This window comes from Luteibacter anthropi (assembly GCF_023699965.1).
Lineage (GTDB): Bacteria > Pseudomonadota > Gammaproteobacteria > Xanthomonadales > Rhodanobacteraceae > Luteibacter > Luteibacter anthropi.
This window is the reverse complement of the sequence record NZ_CP077072.1, coordinates 1,358,057-1,379,615: the sequence shown is the minus strand read 5'-3', so window position 1 is coordinate 1,379,615 and position 21,559 is coordinate 1,358,057. Positions and strand designations below refer to the sequence as shown.

Genomic DNA, 21,559 nt, shown 5'->3' with positions numbered 1-21,559 from the left:
TCAGTCCTGGTTCTGGGCGACGCTGTCCACGCCTGCCCGGCGTGACGCGACGCTGCGTCCGTTGTCTGGCGTGAGCGAGGTCATGGCGACGCGCTTGGCATTTACTTCGACGCCGGGACGCACGTGCTGCAGACCGTTCACCACCACCACGTCTTCGGCATTCACGCCCTCGACGACACGCAGGCCATCGACGAGCGCACCGGTGGACACGCGGCGGTATTCCACCTTCTTGTCCTTGCCGAGCACGTAGACGAACTTGTTGCCGAGATCGGTGCCCACGGCCTTGTCGTCGATGAGGGCGCGCGGCTGGGTGTCGCCGCTTTGCAGTTCGACGCGTGCGAACAGACCGGCGGTGTAGGCACCATCGGCATTCGGGAACACCGCGCGCAGGCGGATCGTGCCGGCGCCGCTGCGAATCTGGTTGTCGACGAAATCGATCTTGCCCTTGTGCGGGTAGCCGTCTTCGTCAGCCAGGCCCATTTCCACTTCCGGCGCGCGGCCGTTCTGGCGGCGCAGGCGATCGAGCTTCAGGAAGCTCTGCTCGTCCACGTCGAAGTAGACGTACATCGGGTCCACGCTCACCACGCTGGTCAGCGTGTCGTTCGGGGTGACGAGGTTGCCCGGGGTGATCAGCTGATTGCTGACCTTGCCGTCGACCGGTGCGCGCACCTGGGTGAACGAGAGGTTGAGCTGGGCGGCGTCGAGCGCAGCCTGGGTCGAAGCGACCTGGGCGCGGGCGCTGGCCGAGGCGGTGTCGAGGCTGTCGGCCTCTTCACGCGACACGGCGTGCTGTTCCACCAGCTTCGTGCCGCGGGCGGCGTTGGCATCGGCGAGCTTCGCCTGGGCCTTGGCCTGGATCAGGTTGGCGGCCAGGCGGTCCACTTCGGCCTTGTACGGGCGCGGGTCGATGGTGAAGAGCAGGTCGCCCTTCTTCACCGAGGCGCCTTCGCGGAAGTGAGCCGAGTCGATGTAGCCGCTGACGCGGGGCTTGATCTGGATGGTGTCCACCGACTGGATGCGGCCGGTGAAGGCGGCAGTGTCGGCGACCGGGCGCAGGAGGACCTGGGCGACGGTGACTTCGGGGGCTGGCATGGCGGCCGCCGGCTCGGCGGCGTGGCTGGGACCACCCGCGCTCAACCAGAGGGCCGACGCAATCGCAACCGCCAGGGCGGACGAACCGAACAGGATTTTCTTCTTCATGGTAGTCCTGGGAGCTGATCGGAATGGCGTTGCGGTGCCGCATGATCGAGCCTCAACTTAAGTTGAGGTCAAGGCGGTCCGCTTCAGGTGGCGAAATCTAGGTCTTGCCCGTCAAGCGAAAAATGGGTCTACAATCACCTCGCCTGTGACGGCCAGTCACGAATGCATCCTTTGGGGAGTCGGCGATGGAAGACTTTTCCGCTATCAGCGTGTTTGTCCGGGTGGTCGAGGCGAAGAGTTTTTCCGCCGCGGCGCAGCATCTGGAGATGACCCCCTCGGGGGTGAGCCGGGCCATTTCCCGCCTGGAAGAAAACCTCGGGGCGCGCCTATTCTTCCGCTCGACACGTTCGCTGCGGTTGACCGACGATGGCTCCGCGTTCTACGCACGATGCAAGGAGATCCTTGCAGACCTCACCGAGGCGACCGAGGCCCTGGGCTACGCCAGGACCAAGCCGGCGGGCAAGCTGAAGGTGGCCGCGTCATCGGCCGTGGGGCGTGCCGCGCTCATTCCTAATCTTGCGGAATTCGAGCGCCGTTTCCCCGATATCCGCCTCGAAATGACCATGTGCGATTTCCCGTTCGACCTGAACGAGGAAGGCTTCGACTGCGCCATCCGCATGGGCGAACTGGCCGATTCGAGCCTCATCGCGCGCAAGATCGGCCACTTCAGCAACGTGCTGTGCGCCTCGCCAGGCTACCTCGGCCGTCACGGCACGCCCTCGACCATCGAGGAGTTGCGCCAGCACAAGACGGTGAACTTCGTGCACCCCAGCACGGGCAAGCCGTCGCAGTGGCAATTCGACACTCCGGGCGGTCGCGTGTCGGTGGACGTGGACGCACATATGCTGATCAATGACGGCGAGTCGGTGATCCAGGCCGCCATCGCGGGCCTGGGCATCATCCAGGCGCCGCATTGCCTTGCCGCATGCGCACTGGAGAAGGGCATGCTGGAAATCATCATGACCGACACGATTTCCACCGGCTCCAACCTGTGGATCGTCTACCCGCAGAAGCGCCACCTTTCGGCGCGCGTGCAGGCCTTTATCGAGTGGACCAGCGAGTTGTTCCAGCGCACCAGCGAACCGCAGTGCAAGATCGTGGAACAGCAGCAGGCCGAACTCATGAAGATGCAGAAGATGGCGATGCCGGCGGTGGCGAAGGTCGCCTGACCGCCGGCGGTCAGGTCACTCGGCGGCGCAGTTCACGAGGGGCGTCGCCGGGCGATGCCCGTCGATGAGGAACGCCCGGGCAAGGTGCGCCGCGCAGGCGTCATGCATGACGGGGTCCTTGCTCATGACCAGCGTGCCATGGCGTGTCGATGCCATCGCCTTGACGATATCGGTATGCATCGCCGCGGTATCGCCTTCCTTGCGCAATGCCAGCACCGGCGTATTGCCGGCATCCGGATGTACCGGCGTCGGCGCCACGTTGCGCGGCCAGTGCGAGCAGACCATGCCGACGAAGCCTTCGCCGTATTGCGCCAGCGGTGCCTCACGATCCAGCCCGACGATGCGTTGCTTCCATAGGCCAAGGGGAGCGCGATAGGAATCGTCATCCACGCATGCGCGAGCGATGACGTCACGCGTATGGGCCTGCGAGGCGGGTTTGCGCCCGCTACCGGACAGGTTCTCCTGGTCGGAAGGTGAGTCCGACGCAATCAGGCGGAAGGTGGCGTCCGGAAGGAAGTCCGCCCCCACCGGGCCGTAGCCTTTTGCACAGTAGGGCCGCAGCTCGGGCGATGCCGATGCCATGCAGCGGCCGACCTCCAGTGCGTTCTTCAGGACGCGGGGTTCGGCGATATGGTCGTCCACCAGTACGCGGAACCAGGCGGGAAGTCGTGCAAACGCCGCCGTCGCATCGATGGATGCATCGACGAGAGATAATGCATTCCGGTAGAGCGCGCCGCGCGCCATCAGGCCCGATTGCGTGGCCCCCCAGCGGGTGGCGGTGAAATCCACGGGGCTGTCCAGGACCACGGGAGACATGGCGCCAGGATGGATGGCGAGATACCGGGCGACGACCCAGGCGCCTTGCCCCGTGGCGTAGATGGCGCTGAAGTCTTCACCCAGCCGGCTGCGCAGACTCTCGATGTCACCCAGGCGCTGGCGGATGCCTGCGTAGGGCGCCATGGAGTCACCGGAACACGTGAAGGCCAGCAGGACGGCACGATTGGCCGCCGCATCGAGATTGGCCGCTGAGGTATCGATGCCGAAGCGGCGGTAGGTAGCGAGGCCGCCCTCGTCGGCTGCCGACAGGCAGGCATTGTCGGTGCCGGATGTCAGTCCGCGAGGGGCGACGGTGACCACATCGAAGGTGCGTGCCAGCGCCTTCCAGTCGTCGAGCGTGCTCTGCCTCCAACGCTCGACCTGCTGGCTAAGCGCCTGGGCAGGTGTCAGGTCGCTCTCCCCTGGAACCAGCAGCATGACGCCACGTCGGTGTGCCGGTTCCGCCGGGCGCATCCGGCAGACCTCGATCTGGCGGGTTTCCGCCGTATCGCCGTGGTAATCGAGCGGAACGGCGAGGCCGGCGCATTCAACGCCCGGCGTGATCGAAGGGGTCCAGGCGACAGGTGTGGCACCAGCGTCCTGGCTGGCCGCCAGAGCAAGCAGCGGCAGCCAGGCGTGGCGAAAAACGGAAGGCACGATGCGATCCATGGGGGCGTCCTTGTCCATTCAAACCCATGACACTAGGGTTGGCGCCCGCCATCGGATAGAGGTACCGGAGGACGCTTGCGTAGTCCTCCGGCAAGGAAGCCAGGTCAGCAACGTCGATGGGAAGGCGTTCAGCGCTTGTCGGGCATGGGCTCGTAGTGGCACTTGGTGACGGTGCTGGCCGGCAGTGCGCCGGTCAGCAGGTAACGGGCGGCGGTTCGCTCGATGCACGGTGAGAAGCTCTTGCCGAGCACGCCATGATCGCTGGTGTCGCGTGCGAGCACGGCCCGTGCGCGGGGCATCAGTGCCATGGTGGCACGGGCACCCTCCCAGGTCGTGGTGCGGTCGTATTCGCCGTTGAGGATGAGTGCCGGAGGCAGTTTCGCCAGCTTGCTGACATCAGGGAAACGATTCTGCGTGCGTGGCCATTGAGCGCACACCAGCGAGGTCACGATATCGCCTTCGCCCAGACTGAACGACCAGCCGATACTGTTGAGCAGGAACCGCCGCCAGGTATCGATGTTCCGTTCCCAGGGTGCATCGTTGCATTGCACGGCAAGGTTGGTGCCGGTAGAGATATCGGATTCGTCGTTGCTCGTGCGATGAAGCATGGGCGGACGCGGAATAGCCGCGTACAGATGCGCGGCTGCCACGATGGTGGCATGGTTGACCTGCGTGTCCTTGCTGAAGTCGTGGGTGTCGAGGGCTGCGCGCACCTGGCGTAGCGTCATCCCGTTCGTCAGCCAGTTCGACAGCGTGACGGCAGCCAGCACGTCTTCGGGCGTTTCGATGTCGGCCTGCCATGCCATCCGCAGCGACAGCGGCATGCGCATGAGCTTCACCAGCACGCTGCCGGCCTGCATCCCCAGCCCGTAGGCCTGAGCATCGTTGGCGGTAGGCTGCACTGCTGCGTCGATGAGGGCCTGGTCGCGGCGCGCGAGGTCCGTCTTGACGATGTCGTTCCATGTCCTGGTGACGTCCATGACACCGTCCAGCACCATGTGGCTTACCCTGTCCGGATAGCTGGCGCCGTACCAGAGCGCGGTCAGCGAACCATAAGATGCTCCGTAGAACGATAATTTGTCGTAACCGCTGGCCATGCGAAGGGATTCGATGTCTTTCACATAGGTATCGGTGTCCACACCCAGTGCTTGCGATGCGGGGCCACAGTTTCTCGCATAGTTTCGTGTCAGCTCCAGGAGTCCGCGCCACGCGCGGTTGCTGTCACGGTTTTCGTACAGCTCATGCAGGGGCAGTTCGCGATCATAGTCGCACTCCAGGCGGTTATCGGGGTTCATGCCACGGGGCACGAGCGTGATGAGATCGAACTGCCCGGCGACCTTGTTGAATTCGCCGAACACTTCGTCATCCGGCGCGACGTCGACCCAGTTCACGGCGGTTCGCTCAAGCGTTTCGCGCGGGTCGTGGCCGGGGCCACCGAAGTTGAAGAAGATGGCCTTGCGTGGCGTGTCGATGTGGCCATGACGTACGCGCATGACCTGCACCTCGGTCGTCTTCCCGGTGGGGTTGCGGTAGTCCAGGGGCACGCGGAGACTGGCACACAGCACGCTGGTGCCCGGATGTTCCTCGCCGATATACGGATTGGAGCGCTCGCAGGTATCCCAGTCGAGATCGGCCGTGGAGGCCAGCGTATCGCCTGCATGAAGAAGACAGGCAGCCAGGATGCCCATGGCCAGCGGATGACGTGTGGAGCGGGGTTTGCGTTCCTGCATGAAATGTCCTTGTTCGTTGCTGGAACCATCGGTGCGCGATGTGGCGTATCCGGTGGTGCGTCCGAACGTAGGACATGGGTGTTGCATGGCCTATAGGCGCATGGAGGGACGCGACCGGCCAAGGGGCGACAACGCTGTCATGAAATCCTTGATGTGCGTGTCATCCGCCGCAGTGAGCCATTGCTGGCCCAGCGTTGCCGGACGACACCGACCTGTCGCGGGTCGCGCACCGTGCATAGGCATTCCGGTGCGCGAGCTTTGCGCTCACACGCCCGAGGGCAGGAACAACAGCAGCGCAGCACCCAGGGCGATGCGATACACCGCGAAGGCCGTGAAGCGATGCGAGCGGATGTAGCCGAGCAGCCACTTCACGGCCGCGAAGGCGACGATGGTCGAGACGACGAAGGCCACGGCCAGGCCGGTCCAGTCCTCACCGGCGGCTCCGCCATTGTGGAAGGTCTTCAGCAGCTCGTAGCCCGTAGCGGCGTACATCGTCGGGATGCCGACGAGGAAGGCGAATTCCGTGGCGGCGGCGCGATTGCTCGTACCGGCCAGCATGGCGACGAAGATGGTGGCCGCCGAGCGCGACGTACCCGGGAACACGCCGGCAACGATCTGTGCGAAGCCGACGAGGATCGCTACCTTCCAGGTTACCGTCGTGCGATCGGGCTGCTTCGCGGCGAGGCGTTCGGCCACGATCATCCAGATGCCACCGATGATGAGCGCCCATGCGATCGGCGTGATGTTCTCGGGCAGCTTGAAGCCCAGCTTGGTCACGATAAGGCCGAGCACCGCGGTGATGAGAAAGGCCACGGCGAGCTTCGCGATGTAGGCGCGGGTTTCCGGGCGCCGCCAGTTCAGCACGAAGCTCCACAGCGTGCGCCAGTAGATGAAGGTGACGGCGAGGATCGCGCCGGCCTGGATGGCCACGTTGAACAGGTCGGAGCGTGCACCGAGCCAGCGTTCGGCGATCAGCAGGTGACCCGTGCTGGAGACGGGCAGGAATTCGGTGATTCCCTCGACGATGCCGAGCAGGATGGCGCTGATGAGGTCGTTCACGTGACTCGCTTTCTCGTTGGGGCGGCGCCATAGCTTAGCCGCTGAGCGGCCTGCACCGTCACATCGTGCCCACGCGGGGCACTGTTACTTTCGCCCGACGCATGGACGGCCCCGGCGGTCGTCCATTCGCAAGAATTCGCATACGGACCTGCCCATGGCGCCTCCCACTTTCCGGATACGCGTCGCCATCCTGGCGGCGACCCTGACCCTCGGCGCCTGCGCGCCGCCGGTCCGGCCACCCAGCTTCGTCCCTCGTGACGAGGTGCCCCTGGCCGGCCTGCCGACGGGCAAGGCCGGCTGGCCCGAGCCCGACTGGTGGCATCGCTATGGCGATGCCCAGCTGGACCGGATCGTCGATCTCGCCATGCGCGGCTCGCCCAACCTGGAGCAGGCCGAGGCCCGTTACCGCGCGGCATCGCGTGCCGTGGATTCGGCCCGCGCCGAGCTGAATCCGCAGGTGCGCGGGCTGCTGGGCGGCTCGCATGGCTACAGTGACGTCACGCTGCGTGGCGAGGCGCCCGGTGCCACCGGCAATGCACAGGGCTTCCAGCTGAGCCCCGGACATAGCTGGAGCAACAGCGGCGTGGCTGGCGCGCTGGCCACCTGGGACATCGACCTGTGGGGCAAGCAGAAGGATGCCGTGGCCGCCGCCGTGGGCCAGGCCCGGGCGGCCGAGGCCGAGCGGGCGTCGGCCGCCGCATCCCTGCAATACAACGTCGTGAACACGTATTTCGACTGGCAGGCACAGCAGGCGCGCCTTGCGGTGGCTAAGCATGCAGCGGACAGCGCCGCGCAATACCGGGAACTGGTCGAGCTTCGCGTGCACGGCGGGCTGGACGATCCGACCACGCTCGACCAGGCCGATGGCCAGCTGGCGCAGCAACGCGGCGCCGTAGCGCAGCTGGAGGGCGCGTCAGCGCTGGACCTGGCCCAGCTCGCCGCGCTGGCCGGTGTGTCGCCGACGGCACTGGGTACGTTGTCGTCCGTGCCGTTGCCCACGCCCGATACCGAACTGCCGCCCGACGCACGCCTGGGCCTGCTGGCCCGTCGTCCTGACATTGCTGCCGCGCGCTGGCAGATCGAGGCCTCGTCGCGGCAGATCGACCAGGCACGCAAGGCCTATTACCCGGACGTGAGCCTGATGGCCCTGGGTGCATTCCTGCGCACCTATCCGGACCTCGGCTCCGGCACTCGCACGGACCTGACCCTCGGCAACATCGGTCCATCGGTGCAGTTGCCCATTTTCAGCGGAGGCAGGCTGAAAGCGCAGTTCGAGAGCGCCCAGGCGCAGCTCGATACGGCCGTGGCGCAATACGACGGTGCCGTGGTGCAGGCCGCCGGCGATATCGCCCAGGGTGTGGCGCGGCTGCGCATGCTCGACGCCCAGAAGCAGCAGCAGGACCGCCAGTTCGATGCCGCGCAGGCACAGCAGCGCAAGGCGGGTGACCGTCGCTCGAAGGGACTGATCGACGACCGCAACTGGCTCAACGCCGACATGCAGGTCGACCAGCAACGCGATGCCCGACTGCAACTCACCGGCCAGATGATTTCCGCGAACCTCTCACTCATTCATGCGCTGGGTGGTGGCTACCACGCCGACGACCTGCCCGATCTACCGGCCACCGCCGCCGGCAAGGAATCCACGCGATGACTCCCGAAAACGACGATCCGCGCGACGAAGGCGCGAGCGAACCGCTGCCCTACAAGTATCGCTACAAGTACCTGCACAAGTACGGTGATGAATCGTCGCCGGAGGAAAAGGGCGACGACAGGCATGCCGATGACGGCAGCAAGGCGGACGACAAGGATCACGCCGCTGGCGATGACAAGGACAAGGGCGAGGGTGGCGACAAGGAAAAAGACGAGAACAAGAAGAAAGAAGATGATCCGAAGGCGAAGCGGAAGAAGGTGCTGATTCTTTCGATCATCGCCGCCGTCTTCATCCTGGCGGGCATTACCTGGCTGTTGCTCTACCTCTTCGTATTTTCCCTGCGCGAAACCACCGACGATGCCTATATCAAGGGCGACATGGTGACGGTCTCGTCCCGTGTGGCGGGCACCGTCGTCGAGGTGGCTGCGGAGGAAACCGATCGCGTCCATGCCGGGCAGGTGCTGATCCGCCTCGATCCGGTGGATGCACGGGTGTCGCTCATGAACGCCGAAGGCCAGCTGGCGCAGGCCGTGCGCGAGGCACAGGCGAAGATGCAGCAGGCCAACCAGGCCGATGCGGCCATTCCGCAGCGACGTGCGCAGTACGAACAGGCGCGCGACGAGTACAACCGTCGCCATCCGCTGCTGGAGCGTCGTGCGGTATCGGCCGAGGAAGTCGATACGGGCAAACGGCAGATGCAGCAGGCACAGGCTGCCTTGCAGGCCGCCGAACGCGAGGCCGCCGCGGCCCACGCACAGGTGGATGGCACCACCGTGGAGAATTTCCCCGCGGTGGTCCAGGCCCGGGCCCAGTTCCGTAACGCCTGGGTCAACAACGGCCGCAACGCCATCGTCTCGCCCATCGAGGGGTACGCAGCGCGTCGTCAGGTACAGGTAGGCCAGCGCATACAGCCGGGGCAGGACCTGCTCACGATCGTGCCGTTGTCCGATCTGTGGGTCGATGCCAACTTCAAGGAAACCCAGCTCCAGCACATCCGTATCGGCCAGCCGGTGAAAGTTACTACCGATATGTACTCAGGCGTGGAATACCACGGCAAGGTCATCGGCTTGAATGCGGGCACGGGTAGCGCGTTCTCGCTGCTGCCGGCCGAGAATGCCACGGGCAACTGGATCAAGGTCGTGCAGCGCCTGCCGGTACGCGTGTCGCTGGATGCGGAAGACCTTCGCAAGCATCCGTTGCGCGTGGGCCTGTCCGCGGATGTGACCGTCGATACGCATGATCGCGGTGGTCGCGTGCTGTCCGAGACACCGCGCAGCAAGCCGCTGATGACCACCAACGTCTACGAGCAGGAAATGGGCGAGGCCGATCAGCACGCACTGGAGATCATCCGCGCGAACACCGTGCAGGTGCCCGCGCCCGTGCCGGCGAAGCGCAGCTAAGCCATGGCAGGCGGCAGCACTTCACTGGCGCCGCTGCGAGGCGGCCAACTGGCCTTGCTCACGGCGGGCGTCGCACTGGCGACGTTCATGGAGGTGCTCGATATCTCCATCGTGAACGTCTCCGTGCGCACCATCGCGGGCAATCTCGGCGTCAGCAGCAACGAAGGCACGATGGCGATCAGTGCCTATTCCATGGCCAGTGCGGTCATGCAGCCGCTGACCGGATGGGTGGCGAAGCGTTTCGGCGAGGTGCGGACGTTCAGCGTCTCTGTGCTGCTGTTCGTAGTGTTTTCGGCGCTGTGCGGCCTGGCGCAGAGCATGCCGATGCTCATCGTGTTCCGCCTGTTGCAGGGTGCCGTGTCGGGGCCGATGGTGCCGTTGTCGCAGACCCTGCTGCTTAACAACTATCCGCCGGCCAAGCGCCCCATCGCGCTGGCGCTATGGGCGATGACGGTCGTGGTGGCTCCCGTCTTCGGCCCGATTCTGGGGGGCTGGATCACCGACAACTATCACTGGTCGTGGATCTTCTTCATCAATATTCCCGTGGGTCTGTTCGCCCTGATCATCACCATCACCCTGCTGCGCGGCCGGGAATCGAAGGTGGTGAAGATGCCGGTGGACGCCATTGGCCTCTTCCTTCTGGCGGTTGGCGTGGGCTGCCTGCAATTCATGCTGGACAACGGCAACGATGATGACTGGTTCACCTCAAAGACCATCACGGTGCTGGCGATCGTGGCGCTGGTCTGCCTGACCTTCCTCGTGGCATGGGAGCTGATGCACAAGAACCCCGTGGTGGAGCTGCGCCTGCTGGGCAAGCGCAACTTCTTCATCGGCGTGCTGTGCCTGTCGCTGGGCATGTTCGCGTTCTTCGGCGGCACCGTGGTGATGCCCATGTGGGTGCAGGAGGTGATGGGCTATACCGCCACCTGGGCCGGTTTCGTCGTGGCACCCATCGGCATACTTGCCATCTTCATGTCGCCACTGGTCGGCGCGTTCCAGAACAAGTTCGACCTGCGCCTGCTGAATACGCTGGGTTTTGCGATCTTTGCCGGTGCTTCATTCTGGATGGCGACGTTGAATACGACGGCGCCTTATGCGGAGCTGGCATTGCCGCGCTTGATGATGGGTGCGGGCGTGGCACTGTTCTTCGTGCCGGTGAACCAGATCATCCTGTCTGGCATTCCCGACGAGCAGGTGGCCAGTGCATCGGGTCTGTCGAACTTCTTCCGCACGCTGGCAGGGAGTATCGCCACGGCGGTCAGTACGACGATGTACTCGCATCGCACCACGTATCACCATGCGACGCTGGCGGAACACATCGGCTCGGGCGATCGTACAACGATGGAATACCTCGACCGTTTCCAGACCTTCGGCGTGCAGGGCCCCACGGCCAACGCGGCGCTCAATCGCATCGTGGACATGCAGGCCGCGACGCTGGCGGTAAACGATGTGTTCTGGCTCTTCGGCCTGATGTTCGGCCTGGCGATGATCGCGATCTGGTTTGCGAAGCCGCCGTTTGCTTCGGGTGGCACGCTGGCACATTGAGCCTTTGTATCCAGGCCGGCTGCCGCCGGATCGCGGATGCGATGGCTACGAAGCGAACTGTAGGAGCGCGCCTTGCGCGCGACCGTTCGGAAGCGATGACTGCATGGCTCCGGGCCGGTCGCGCGCGAGGCACGCTCCTACATGGTTACGATCAGGTGAACTGGAGGGTTTCGGTCAGGTCGCCGGGGGGCGGGCCACCGGCGGCCGTCATGGCGTCTTCGCGCATCTTCAGGCCCGGCAGTTTTTCCAGCTTGAACCGGCGCGTGATGAAGCGCGCGATGGAGCCGGTGTCGTAGATGGTGTGCTCGACATGGCCCTTCTTCGCGAACGGCGACACCACCAGCGCGGGAATGCGTGTGCCCGGTCCCCAGCGGTCGCCCTTTGGGGGTGCCACGTGATCCCACCAGCCGCCGTTCTCGTCGAAGGTGATGACCACCAGCATGTTCTTCCACTGCTTGCTCTGGCGCAGCTCGTGGATGATGGCGCCGATATGGCGGTCACCGGCTTCCACGTCGGAATAGCCGGCGTGCATGTTCAGATCGCCCTGCGGCTTGTAGAAGGCTACCGGCGGCAGCTTGCCGGCTTTTGCATCGGCGAGGAAACGGTTGGTCTTCGCCGTTTCGCCCAGGCCGCCGTCCAGCAGGTGCTTCTTGCGTGCGTCGGTTCCCGGGGCGAGGCTCACGAAATAGTTGAGCGGCTGGTGGTGCGCCTGGAAGTTGGGCGTGGAAGGGAAGGTGCCGTTCTCGCTGTCGCCCTTGCCATCCAGTGCGGCCTGGAAGGCACCGCCGTACCAGGCCCAGTCGATGTTCTTCGCCGAAAGCATGTCGCCGATGTGCTTGTGCGTCTGCGGCACCAGGGTGTTCGGGCTGCTGGCGTCGGCGAGCGCCGGGTTCTTTTGGTCTACGTTGAAGCCCGGCGAATACGGCGGACCCATGGTGTTCACCGCGTAGAAGTCCGGGGTGAGCTGGTTGTGATGGGCGAACTTCGGCTTGCCCTGCGTGGCGCTGGCCGGGGAGTCGTCCGCCAACTTCAGGCGGTAATCGGTGGCCGAGCCGCTCTGCGTCACCGCGATGCCGAACTGGGCCGGGCTCTTGTCGGCGTTCGGGTAGAACGGCGGCTGGGCGGCCACGAGATACTGGTGGTTGAGGAACGAACCGCCGAAGGCGCCCATGAAGAAGTTGTCGCAGAGCGTGAACTGCTCGGCCAGGCGCCACAGGCGCAGGTGCACCGGTGCTTCGTCGTAGTGCCCCATGGTCAGCGCGCCGTTGTCGCCCCAGGCCACGAAGCCATCGTTCTTGCCGCCGTTGATCTGCAACTGGTTGTTGTAGAAGGCATGGACCAGGTCGCGGGTGACCACGCCATGGGGGAGGGGCTCGCCATCAGGCATGCGCAGGGCCCACGGGGCGTTCGGCAGGTCGGTGAGGTCCTTTTCCGCGACCTTGTAGACGCGGTGGTTGACCGTCTGCGACTCCGGCACCATGCCGCCCCAGATCGGCGGCAGCTTCGCGAAGGGTTTGCCGTCGCGATCGCGCTGCACGTAGCGTTCCTTCGGCACGGCCGACAGGGGCTCCTTTACGCCCGGGAAATTGCCGAACAGATTGTTGAAGCTGCGATTTTCCGCATAGATCACGACCACGTTCTGGATGTGCTTGTCCAGCAAGGCATCGAGTTCGGTCGGGGTGGGCGTGGCCGCAACAGCCTTGCCGGCGGCGATGACATCGCTGCCGCCACCCAGCGCGATCAGCGCGCCCGTGGTGGCCATGCCGCCAAGGAGGCGGCGACGCCCGGCATCGGGCTTGTCGTCTTCGGGTTTGCTCATGATCTATCTGTCTGCCGAGGTGGTGGGGGACCGTGAGTGTCCGCATCCATCCATGCATGGGTTCACGATAGACCGGGCAGGGTAAACGAAAGGGGCTTCGGGGTCATGCCGCATCCATCCACATCGCCACGATGCCATTGCGTGAGTGATGAAGGGCAATTCTGCACGGCTGGCTGCATCCGGAATGGTGCACGGCAGCCCATAAAGCACCATATTGGTGCAATCATGCAGCCGTCGCATACCCGTTCTATGATGCCCCGGCTTGATCCAGGCCGGTCCGTCGCAGGCACCGCCGCTGGCATAGCGATTGCTTTACGCATTCCGCCCCATACCTATCCGAGGTTTGTATGTCCGCCGCTTCCAAAGTGCTGAACCTGATCCAGGACGAGAACATCGAGTTCGTCGACCTGCGCTTCGCCGATATGCTCGGCAAGCACCACCATGTGACCTTCCCGGCCCATGCCATCGATGAAGGCACCTTTGAAGACGGCAAGATGTTCGACGGCTCGTCGATCGCCGGCTGGAAGGGCATCAACGAATCCGACATGGTGCTGATGCCCGACCCGGAAACGGCGCATCTGGATCCGTTCAGCGCCCACAAGCAGCTGATCCTGCATTGCGACGTGCTGGAACCGAGCACCATGCAGGCCTACGGCCGCGACCCGCGCTCCATCGCCAAGCGCGCCGAGTCGTACCTGAAGTCCACCGGCATCGCCGACACCGCCTTCTTCGGTCCGGAGCCCGAGTTCTTCATCTTCGACTCGATCCGCTGGCAGAACGACATGGGCCGCGTGTTCTACGAGATCAACTCCGAAGAGGCCGCCTGGTCGTCGCGCTACAAGTACGACGGCACGAACACGGGCCATCGTCCGGGCGTGAAGGGCGGCTATTTCCCGGTCAGCCCGGTCGACAGTCTGGGCGACCTGCGCGCCGACATGTGCAAGGTGCTGGAGTCGCTGGGCCAGGTGGTCGAAGTGCACCACCACGAAGTGGCCAACGCCGGCCAGTGCGAGATCGGCACCCGCTTCAACACCCTGGTGAAGAAGGCCGACGAACTGATGACCATGAAGTACGTCATCAAGAACGTCGCCCACCAGCAGGGCAAGACGGTCACCTTCATGCCGAAGCCGATCGTCGGCGACAACGGCTCGGGCATGCACGTGCACCAGTCGCTGTCGAAGAACGGCGAGAACCTCTTCGCGGGCGACCTCTACGGCGGCCTGTCGCAGACGGCGCTGTGGTACATCGGTGGCATCTTCAAGCATGCCAAGGCCATCAACGCGTTCGCCAACTCCACCACCAACAGCTACAAGCGCCTGGTGCCGGGTTACGAAGCGCCGGTGATGCTCGCCTATTCGGCCCGCAACCGCTCGGCCTCGTGCCGTATTCCGTACGTGTCGAGCCCCAAGGGCCGCCGCATCGAAATCCGCTTTCCGGATCCGATGCAGTCGGGTTACCTCACCTTCGCCGTGCTGATGATGGCCGGCCTCGACGGCATCCTGAACAAGATCGACCCGGGTGCGCCGGCTGACAAGGATCTCTACGACCTGCCGCCGGAAGAAGAGAAGAACATCCCGCAAGTCTGCGCGAGCCTCGACGAGGCGCTGGTCGCCCTCGACAAGGACCGTGAGTTCCTGAAGGCCGGTGGCGTGTTCACCGACGACTTCATCGACGGCTACATCGCGCTGAAGATGCAGGAAGTCACCCGTTACCGTGCCAGCACCCACCCGCTTGAGTTCCAGATGTACTACGCGATCTGATCGCGTCGGTGGGTAAATAAAAAGGAGGCGCGAAAGCGCCTCCTTTTTTTGTTTATGGTGTGCCTTGCGCCGGGCAGGCGGTAACACTCTGGGATGGGGTTTCGCCCGTGAGAAGATAATGCGCACCGATCTGGCTCGCACACGGCTGGGCCGGGCCGAGCGCATACAGGTTCGGCCTGCCGTTCACCACCGCCTGCGGGCCGCCGATCACCACCTGCCTAACATTGGGCAGCTCGTCCAGATAGGGCTGTACCGCCGCAAGGGGGTAGGTCCGGTGCTCGCCGTAATGCAGCCATACGAAAGGTGGCAGTTTCGACAGTGCATCGAGGGTGGCTTTCGGCTGGCTGCTTTCCTTCCACTGGCTGCACACGACCATCGCGGCAATCATCCGCTGATCCCAGTGAAGCCATTGGTCCTGGGCACTACGCAGCCACTGGCGCACGCCCTCTTCATCGCGCCGGAGCGAAAGATCGTTGCATAGCGCCGGAAGGAACGACGCACGGAATGTGCCCAGACGCCAGATGCCTTGCTCCGGAAATGCGGCGACCATGGCTCGTGCCGTGCGACGCACACGAGCGTCATCGGCATCATCGATCATGAATCGATGATGCTCCACCTGTGAGAGCATGTCCTTGCGCGCTACATCGCCGGCGTTGAGATAGAGACGTGCGACCTCCACGGCAGCGCGAAGATCGGCCGGTTCCCACAGAAGCCCTGCCCAGCGCGTACGAAAGAGCATAGGAACCCGGCCGAAGACGTTATCCCGTACTTCCTGGGCCGAGTCACCCAGCTCCCAGCGGCGGGGTTCCATGGCGGCGGGCACATAGGCCTGCCGATGGCGTTCACGCTCCAGCGATTCGGCGGATCCGACGAAGTAGCGGTCCCAGCCGTGATCCAGGTTGATACCGTTGTCGATGAGCACGCGACCTGTGGACTGCGGATATTGCGTTGCGTAGGAGGTCACGAGCCCGGCGCCGTGGCCACCGGCGAGAATATCCAGCTTGTCGATACCCAGCGCCCGGCGAAGCCACTCAACGTCGGCCGCACGCTGCGACGTGCCAAGGTGCTGCGCTTCATCCGCACATCGGCCCGCATAGTCTTTGAAATAATCCCATGCCTGGTTGTCTTCCGGATCGGTCGAAACACGTTCAAGTGCCGTGAGATCAAGCGTGGCGCAACCGGCGGAAGGCTTCCAGATGTCATGGCGATTGGCCAGCGCCACGATGTCGAAGGCATCTGCGAGGTCGCCCAGTGCCCCGTTGCTGGCGCCGGACATGGCAGCATCCCATGCTTGTACCGCCCTGGCCGGGAGGTTCGCGTGCTTTTCACTGCCTTCGAGAAGCAGTGTGCGCTGCGTAGCAGAAGGTGCGCCTGCCGTGGCAAGAACGACATCCAGTGCGAGGGTGCGACTATCGCCGGGGCGGGCATGGTCGAACGGAACCTCCAGCTTCCCGCATTTCAATCGCGGGCCCAGCGCTTCGATGTCCTGATGATCGACGATGCCATCGCAGGTTCGCCATGCGATGGTGGCGGAATGTGAGGCATGTGCAGAAAAACACCCCATGAGAAGAAGGGGTAACGTACGTAGAGCAAGTCCTTGCATGCGATATCTTCCTTGTGATCGCGGTCGGGAAACGGATGCCGGGTGACCGCGAACGCGCGGCATCCGGACGATATGCCATCCCTCTCCATGGAATGGACGGGCATCGTCAGGCCCTCGTGCGGAGACGTCCGGTTAACAGCGGGTGATATGGGTGGCGGGCAACCGGCCTGTCATGAGGTAATCGAGAGCCATGCGCGTTGCACACGGGCTTGCGGGGTGTCCGAACACGGGGCGAGCTGCCAATGACGACTCAACTACAAGATAGGCATTGGGGTAATCGTGTGCCACACCTTCTACTCCGCCCGGTGGCGCCATATGATCGACACCGGCGTGAATCATCATGATGGATGGAGCCTTTGAGCTTGTCTGCGGAAGCGGACGATTCGATGATCCGAAGGGCCATGCATGACACGCCACTCCATGCACGATGGCATCCGTATCGGGTAACGAGAAGACATCACGATGAAAGGATTCGTCGGCACGCAATGCATCAACATCCGTCTGGTGAGGTGAATCGTTGCATAGCGTCGCAAGTGTCGCGCCATCGATCCCCTGGCGATCCCATGCGGTGTGGTCGGTGGGTATGGCCTCAAGGAGATCGCCGGCAGCATGCCGAATCCTTGCATTGAGCGCTGGGTCTGGATGAAAGCGGTGACGATTCATTTCCCGGATACGCTCGCCGGAAAGAAGGAGGGGCCATCGGTCCGCCACGGCAAGCGCAGCCATGATATCGGTGGGTTGATTCAACCGGGCGTGCCAGGCGCGCCGAAGTACAAGTGGCATGTGCCGGAGGCGATGCATGATGCTGGCGGTCGTCTGCTCCGGGACGTCGCCAGTAGCAAGGTCGATGGCGGGACGCACAAGGCTTTCACGCAGCATGCGCTCACGGTACACCTGATGGACGTTGGTCTGCCAGGGAAAGCGGCGCAGATGAAACGATATCGCACCATCGAGCAGCATTCGTGCTGTCGTGTCGGGATGTGCGGCGGCATACCAGGTCGTTATCCAGGCTCCGCGCCCCTGTGCATAGAAGTAAAGGGACGGCTCGCCGAGCATGGTACGCAGTGCATCGATATCATTGACGGCCTGCGTGGTCCCAAGGAACGCTGCATTGGGGCCACATGACATGGCAAAAGCGCGAGCTTCTGCCACCCACTGATGCCATGCCGCGTCATCAGACGGATCGAGCAGGTAGCGACTGGCAGCGCCTGCCGACATCTGCGTGCACCGGAGTTGCGTGTCACCCGTGCCTCGCGGTTGAAGGGCCACGAGGTCGAAATGATCGGCCAGCGTCAACAGTGATTCGAGTTCCGATGGTCCCGGGCGTTGAAACCTATGCTCCGCAACTTTCGTGAGAGATGCCAGGGGGTTCTGGCTGAAGCCATCAGGCTGTACGAGAAGTGTTCCTATGCGCGACTGAGGAAGGCGTGCTGCGATCCTGTAAACGGCAAGCCGGATGCGCGCCGGATTCGAGGGATTGGAGTGATCGAGCGGGACGGACAAGACATGGCATGTGATGCGATAGGCCATCAGGAGCGAGCTGGCGATGGCGCGATCACAGGTGACCGGCACAAAGCCGTCACCGCTCTCAGGAGTGGTGACGGATGCGCAGGCACCGGAGGTGATGATAAGGGTAAGCAGGAGCAGCAGCGCATTCCTCATGACGAACTCCTTTTGACGCGACATGGCCGCCCGCGATCTTTTTGGCGGAGGGTGGCCAGACTAGCCAGTAGAAGGACGCAAGCCTGTGGGATCTTGCCTACGCTCAGCGTAGGCAAGTCAATTCCATGTCTGAAGGAAATGCATGTCGGCCGCGGATGTCGGTGGCTTCTACGGTGATGTCTTTCGCGATTGGCCCGGGCACGACGTATGTTTCAGCGTTGGCAGCTCGCCACTGAGCAGATAGCGGCTGGCTGCCTGTTCGATGCACGGTGTATCGGTGCGGTCGAAAAGGTAATGGCCTTGCAGGCCGCGGCCGACCACGAGGTGGGCACCTTCCATCCGGTCGGCCATGCGGGCAGCGCCCCGCAGTGGTGTGTAGGCATCGTACTCGGCCTGAATCATGAGAAAGGGTCGGGGCGGCATGACCGGCACGGGTGCGGCCGGACGCTGGAGGCGATGCGGCCAGTGGGCACAAACGAGCTTCTGGGCCGCTTCGCGCCCGTCCCACGTGATGTGTCGCTGGGCCAGCATGGACGTCATGTCACGGATCTCATCGGTGGATGTCACCCAGCGCTCGTCGTTGCAGAGGGTCATGAGGTTGACGGACAACGCCGAGAGCTCGTCCGCATCGATATCAGGCCGTTCGCCGGCATGCATTTCCACCAGCCATTCGGCCCGTGAGCGGATCAACTGATGGGTGTCGTCGTCAACGTGAAACCGGTGTTCCGCCACGCGCTTCCTGAGATCATCGGCAGTTGCATGGGCCGCGCCGGCCATCCAGTCCGATAGCGTGAGGGCGGCAGCCAGTGTTTCCGGTCCGTCCAGCCATGGCACGACGTTACCCCGAAGGTCGCCCTGCATCTGCTTCACGCGCAGGCGTATCGCCTCGCGATCCGCGCCAAGCTGCCAGCGTGAAGGATCATTCGCTGCCAGCCCGATGGCCTGCCGCGACACGATGCGGTCACGCTCTTCCACGCCCTGGTCCAGAAGCGTCGCGACGCTCACGGTGGGATCGATCGAGGAATCCAGCAGGAGTCGGCGGACCGATCCGGGATACCGTGAAGCGTAGGCCATCGCAACCCGGGTGCCATAGGAGGTTCCGAAGTAGTTGACGTAAGGTTCTCCGAGCGCCACGCGTACAGCTTCCGTATCGCCTATGTGTTGATACGTGTCGATAAAGGGTGCCAGGGATTCGTTCTGGCATGCATCGACCACGGCCCGGGTGTAGCCGAGCATCTCCTGCCATTGGGCATCATCCGGCGGACGCGATGGTCGCCGCGGTTCGTCCTGCGCCAGTGCCTCGCAACTGACACGGGTGCCACCTGGCAGGCCTCGCGGGATGACGGCGATGGCATCGTAGCGTTCAGCGAGCCGGCGCTTGTCGCCATGCAGTGGATCGGTGGCGTCGTAGTTTTCCCAGCGCGCGATCATCGAAGGCAGGAAATCACGGGGATGCAGGCCGGGACCACCGAAGTGAAAGAAGATCGCTCCTTCACGTACATCGGAACGCATCGCGGGGATGCGCATGATCCCGATGTCCATGGCCGGGCCAGTGGGTACATCGTGGTCGACAGGCACCCGCAGGCGGCTGCACGTCACGCGTGAAGTATCCGAGGGTGACGACCAGGGGCACGGGCCCCAGAGGAGTTGCGTTGCTTGCGTGTTGCCGCTGAAAGCGAAGGCGAGGGCAACGGCCATGAGTCGCAGGCGGGTATGTAACATGTCCTTTCCTCAGCGCAGTTCATCACGACCGACGGCAGGCATGGTCGTCGTGCGGTTGTCCGTCTCCAGCTCGCACTCGGTCGTGCGCAGTGGAGGCAGGCGGTCATCGAGCAGGTAACGGCCAACGTCATGCTCTACGCATGGCGCCTCCCTCAGTCCTACCAGGCCGTGCATGGCCGAGCCGCGGAGCTTCACCGCACGGGCACGCGGGTAGCGGTCGAGCAGACGCTGTACCGACGCCCACGGCGTGACGCGGTCGTACTCGCTGTTGACGATAAGCAGTGACGACAGCTTCGCGATGTTGTCGATGGGCGGTGCAGGTATGTCCTGGCGCGGCCATAGCGCACAGATAAGCGGCACCAGCATGTCGACGGTACGCGCGCTGACCGTCCAGTCCAGGCTATGGGTGGCGAAGCGCTTCCAGTTGTCCAGCGAACGGTCCCATGGTGTGTCATTGCAATGCACAGCGTAGTTCACCGCAATGTCCATGCCTTCGGCCGCATCGAAGGGCTGTGCGCTATGCAGGGCGGCGACCCCCATGCGTTCGAGGTATGCGCGGGCGCTGCTCCGTGCACGGCGGTCGACCTCGGCGGAGGGACTGAAGCGATAGGTCTCCACCAGGCGGGAGACTTGGGTAGCGTCAAAGCGATCGACCCATCCGGCAAGACGGATCGCGGCAAGAACGCTCGGTGCCCCGTAGAACAGGGAGGCAAAGCCTACCCGGAGCGAGCGATCCATGCGCAACAACTGTCCCGCGATGGAAACCGTATTGTCGCCAAGGCCATAGGTCGCCGGGGCATCCGCCATGGGCTGCAGGGCGGAGACCACCAGCAGGCGATCCTTTTCTTCCAGGTCGTCGATGACGGCCTTGTCGAGACGGCGTCCGATATCCATGGCACCGTCCAGGACCGTCCTGCCTGCCTGGTGTGGGAAGAGCGAGGCATACCAGAGCGCCACCCAGCTTCCGTACGACTGGCCGAACAGGTGAATGCGATCCAGCGCCATGGCAGAACGCAGGCGATCGATATCGCGTGCATGCGTATCCGTGTCGACCTGGGCATTCATGGCCTGTCGGCCACAAGCCATCGCAAAACGACTCGCCTCGCGGACCAGGGCATTCCAGCGAAGGTCGACGGGGTGCTCAAGGAAAGACTCCCAGACCCTGGTGTCCAGCGCATCGCACTGCATGGGGCGATCGGGATCCAGGCCGCGTGGAAGCACGAAGGTCAGGTCATAGGTATCCATGATGCGGCGAAAGGATCCCAGCTCGACGTCATGTGCGGGGATAGACAGCCAGACGCTTGCCAGGTTGGCGAATGCCTGGCGGTTGTCCGATCCCGGACCGCCGAGGTTCACCGAGATGGCGGGCCTGATCAGCGCATCCGGACCGCCATGCACGCGCATGACCTTGACCCGGGTAGTCCGGCCGTCGTCGTTGCGATAGCTAAGGGGAACATCGAGCTCGGCGCATTGCAGGCGGGAGTCGCTGCCTTCACCAGGGTGGAAGAAATAGCTGGCAGGGCAGCGTTCCCATGCCACGCTGGGCGTAGCCATCGAGGGCGATGCCAGGGCACCCATCAGGGCGAAGAGGTATGCGGGTTTCGCGGGGTGTCGTCGTGACAAGCTTCATCCTCCTGATGAAGGGGCCTTCATGGCCATCCTTCTTTCCGTTAGCGGCCCATCAGGCTACGGAGGACAAAGCGTGTCTTCTACAGGAGGCAGTCCCGGTCGGCTGGTACCAGGAGCTGCCTGCC

General features: G+C 63.9%; 14 protein-coding genes. 5 read left to right on the top strand and 9 right to left on the bottom strand.

Annotated elements, in window-relative coordinates; translation table 11 throughout:
- Complete coding sequence (locus tag KR767_RS06255) at positions 1-1,200, bottom strand: efflux RND transporter periplasmic adaptor subunit (protein WP_250878497.1); 1,200 nt, start codon at positions 1,198-1,200, stop codon at positions 1-3.
- Positions 1,201-1,385: 185 nt separating this feature from the next.
- On the opposite strand from KR767_RS06255, the gene KR767_RS06250 reads away from it, so the two are divergent.
- Complete coding sequence (locus KR767_RS06250) at positions 1,386-2,369, top strand: LysR family transcriptional regulator (protein WP_166945512.1); 984 nt, start codon at positions 1,386-1,388, stop codon at positions 2,367-2,369.
- A gap of 15 nt (positions 2,370-2,384) precedes the next feature.
- Here KR767_RS06250 and KR767_RS06245 read toward each other — a convergent pair whose 3' ends face one another.
- The 3 genes from KR767_RS06245 to KR767_RS06235 all read right to left on the bottom strand — a co-directional run bounded on the left by KR767_RS06245 (position 2,385) and on the right by KR767_RS06235 (position 6,643).
- Positions 2,385-3,854 (bottom strand): alpha/beta hydrolase, encoded by a 1,470-nt coding sequence (locus KR767_RS06245; RefSeq protein ID WP_250878496.1) that lies wholly within the window; start codon positions 3,852-3,854, stop codon positions 2,385-2,387.
- Positions 3,855-3,982: 128 nt separating this feature from the next.
- Entirely contained in the window at positions 3,983-5,584 is a 1,602-nt protein-coding gene (locus KR767_RS06240) for an alpha/beta fold hydrolase (protein WP_250878495.1), read from the bottom strand.
- Positions 5,585-5,848: 264 nt separating this feature from the next.
- Positions 5,849-6,643, bottom strand: a complete 795-nt coding sequence (locus tag KR767_RS06235; RefSeq protein ID WP_166945506.1) for an undecaprenyl-diphosphate phosphatase — start codon at positions 6,641-6,643, stop codon at positions 5,849-5,851.
- A 154-nt stretch (positions 6,644-6,797) separates the two neighbouring features.
- On the opposite strand from KR767_RS06235, the gene KR767_RS06230 reads away from it, so the two are divergent.
- From KR767_RS06230 to KR767_RS06220, 3 genes are read left to right on the top strand one after another with little or no spacing between them, the layout of a single operon-like run.
- The gene (locus KR767_RS06230) at positions 6,798-8,294 is read left to right on the top strand and encodes an efflux transporter outer membrane subunit (protein ID WP_250878494.1); all 1,497 of its coding nucleotides are present in this window, start codon (positions 6,798-6,800) and stop codon (positions 8,292-8,294) included.
- Entirely contained in the window at positions 8,291-9,694 is a 1,404-nt protein-coding gene (locus KR767_RS06225) for an HlyD/EmrA/EmrK family protein (RefSeq protein ID WP_250878493.1), read from the top strand. Before KR767_RS06230 ends, KR767_RS06225 begins: the two co-directional genes overlap by 4 nt.
- 3 nt (positions 9,695-9,697) lie before the next feature.
- Positions 9,698-11,239, top strand: a complete 1,542-nt coding sequence (locus tag KR767_RS06220) for a DHA2 family efflux MFS transporter permease subunit (RefSeq protein ID WP_250878492.1) — start codon at positions 9,698-9,700, stop codon at positions 11,237-11,239.
- A gap of 151 nt (positions 11,240-11,390) precedes the next feature.
- On the opposite strand, the gene acpA is transcribed toward KR767_RS06220, so the two are convergent.
- Positions 11,391-13,058: an acid phosphatase gene (gene acpA, locus KR767_RS06215; protein WP_250878491.1), complete on the bottom strand. Its 1,668-nt coding sequence runs from the start codon at positions 13,056-13,058 to the stop codon at positions 11,391-11,393.
- A 347-nt stretch (positions 13,059-13,405) separates the two neighbouring features.
- On the opposite strand from acpA, the gene glnA reads away from it, so the two are divergent.
- On the top strand, positions 13,406-14,818 hold the full coding sequence (gene glnA, locus KR767_RS06210; protein WP_166945496.1) for a type I glutamate--ammonia ligase: 1,413 nt from the start codon (positions 13,406-13,408) through the stop codon (positions 14,816-14,818).
- A 52-nt stretch (positions 14,819-14,870) separates the two neighbouring features.
- Here the strand turns inward: glnA and KR767_RS06205 are convergent, their stop codons facing one another.
- The 4 genes from KR767_RS06205 to KR767_RS06190 form a co-directional block, all read right to left on the bottom strand.
- A complete protein-coding gene (locus tag KR767_RS06205) occupies positions 14,871-16,421 on the bottom strand; it encodes an alpha/beta hydrolase (protein WP_250878490.1) in 1,551 nt (516 codons plus the stop codon).
- Between the two features lie 132 nt (positions 16,422-16,553).
- A complete protein-coding gene (locus tag KR767_RS06200; RefSeq protein ID WP_250878489.1) occupies positions 16,554-18,083 on the bottom strand; it encodes an alpha/beta hydrolase in 1,530 nt (509 codons plus the stop codon).
- 168 nt (positions 18,084-18,251) lie between these two features.
- Positions 18,252-19,682 (bottom strand): alpha/beta hydrolase, encoded by a 1,431-nt coding sequence (locus KR767_RS06195; RefSeq protein WP_250878488.1) that lies wholly within the window; start codon positions 19,680-19,682, stop codon positions 18,252-18,254.
- Between the two features lie 132 nt (positions 19,683-19,814).
- The gene (locus tag KR767_RS06190; RefSeq protein WP_250878487.1) at positions 19,815-21,428 is read right to left on the bottom strand and encodes an alpha/beta hydrolase; all 1,614 of its coding nucleotides are present in this window, start codon (positions 21,426-21,428) and stop codon (positions 19,815-19,817) included.
- Positions 21,429-21,559: the final 131 nt, after the last annotated feature.

Coding starts and splice junctions, on each gene's coding strand:
- KR767_RS06245 (WP_250878496.1), bottom strand. CDS start 3,854: ATGGATCGCATCGTGCCTTCCGTTTTTCGCCACGCCTGGCTGCCGCTG.
- KR767_RS06240 (WP_250878495.1), bottom strand. CDS start 5,584: ATGCAGGAACGCAAACCCCGCTCCACACGTCATCCGCTGGCCATGGGC.
- KR767_RS06255 (WP_250878497.1), bottom strand. CDS start 1,200: ATGAAGAAGAAAATCCTGTTCGGTTCGTCCGCCCTGGCGGTTGCGATT.
- KR767_RS06200 (WP_250878489.1), bottom strand. CDS start 18,083: ATGAGGAATGCGCTGCTGCTCCTGCTTACCCTTATCATCACCTCCGGT.
- acpA (WP_250878491.1), bottom strand. CDS start 13,058: ATGAGCAAACCCGAAGACGACAAGCCCGATGCCGGGCGTCGCCGCCTC.
- glnA (WP_166945496.1), top strand. CDS start 13,406: ATGTCCGCCGCTTCCAAAGTGCTGAACCTGATCCAGGACGAGAACATC.
- KR767_RS06205 (WP_250878490.1), bottom strand. CDS start 16,421: ATGCAAGGACTTGCTCTACGTACGTTACCCCTTCTTCTCATGGGGTGT.
- KR767_RS06220 (WP_250878492.1), top strand. CDS start 9,698: ATGGCAGGCGGCAGCACTTCACTGGCGCCGCTGCGAGGCGGCCAACTG.
- KR767_RS06250 (WP_166945512.1), top strand. CDS start 1,386: ATGGAAGACTTTTCCGCTATCAGCGTGTTTGTCCGGGTGGTCGAGGCG.
- KR767_RS06225 (WP_250878493.1), top strand. CDS start 8,291: ATGACTCCCGAAAACGACGATCCGCGCGACGAAGGCGCGAGCGAACCG.
- KR767_RS06230 (WP_250878494.1), top strand. CDS start 6,798: ATGGCGCCTCCCACTTTCCGGATACGCGTCGCCATCCTGGCGGCGACC.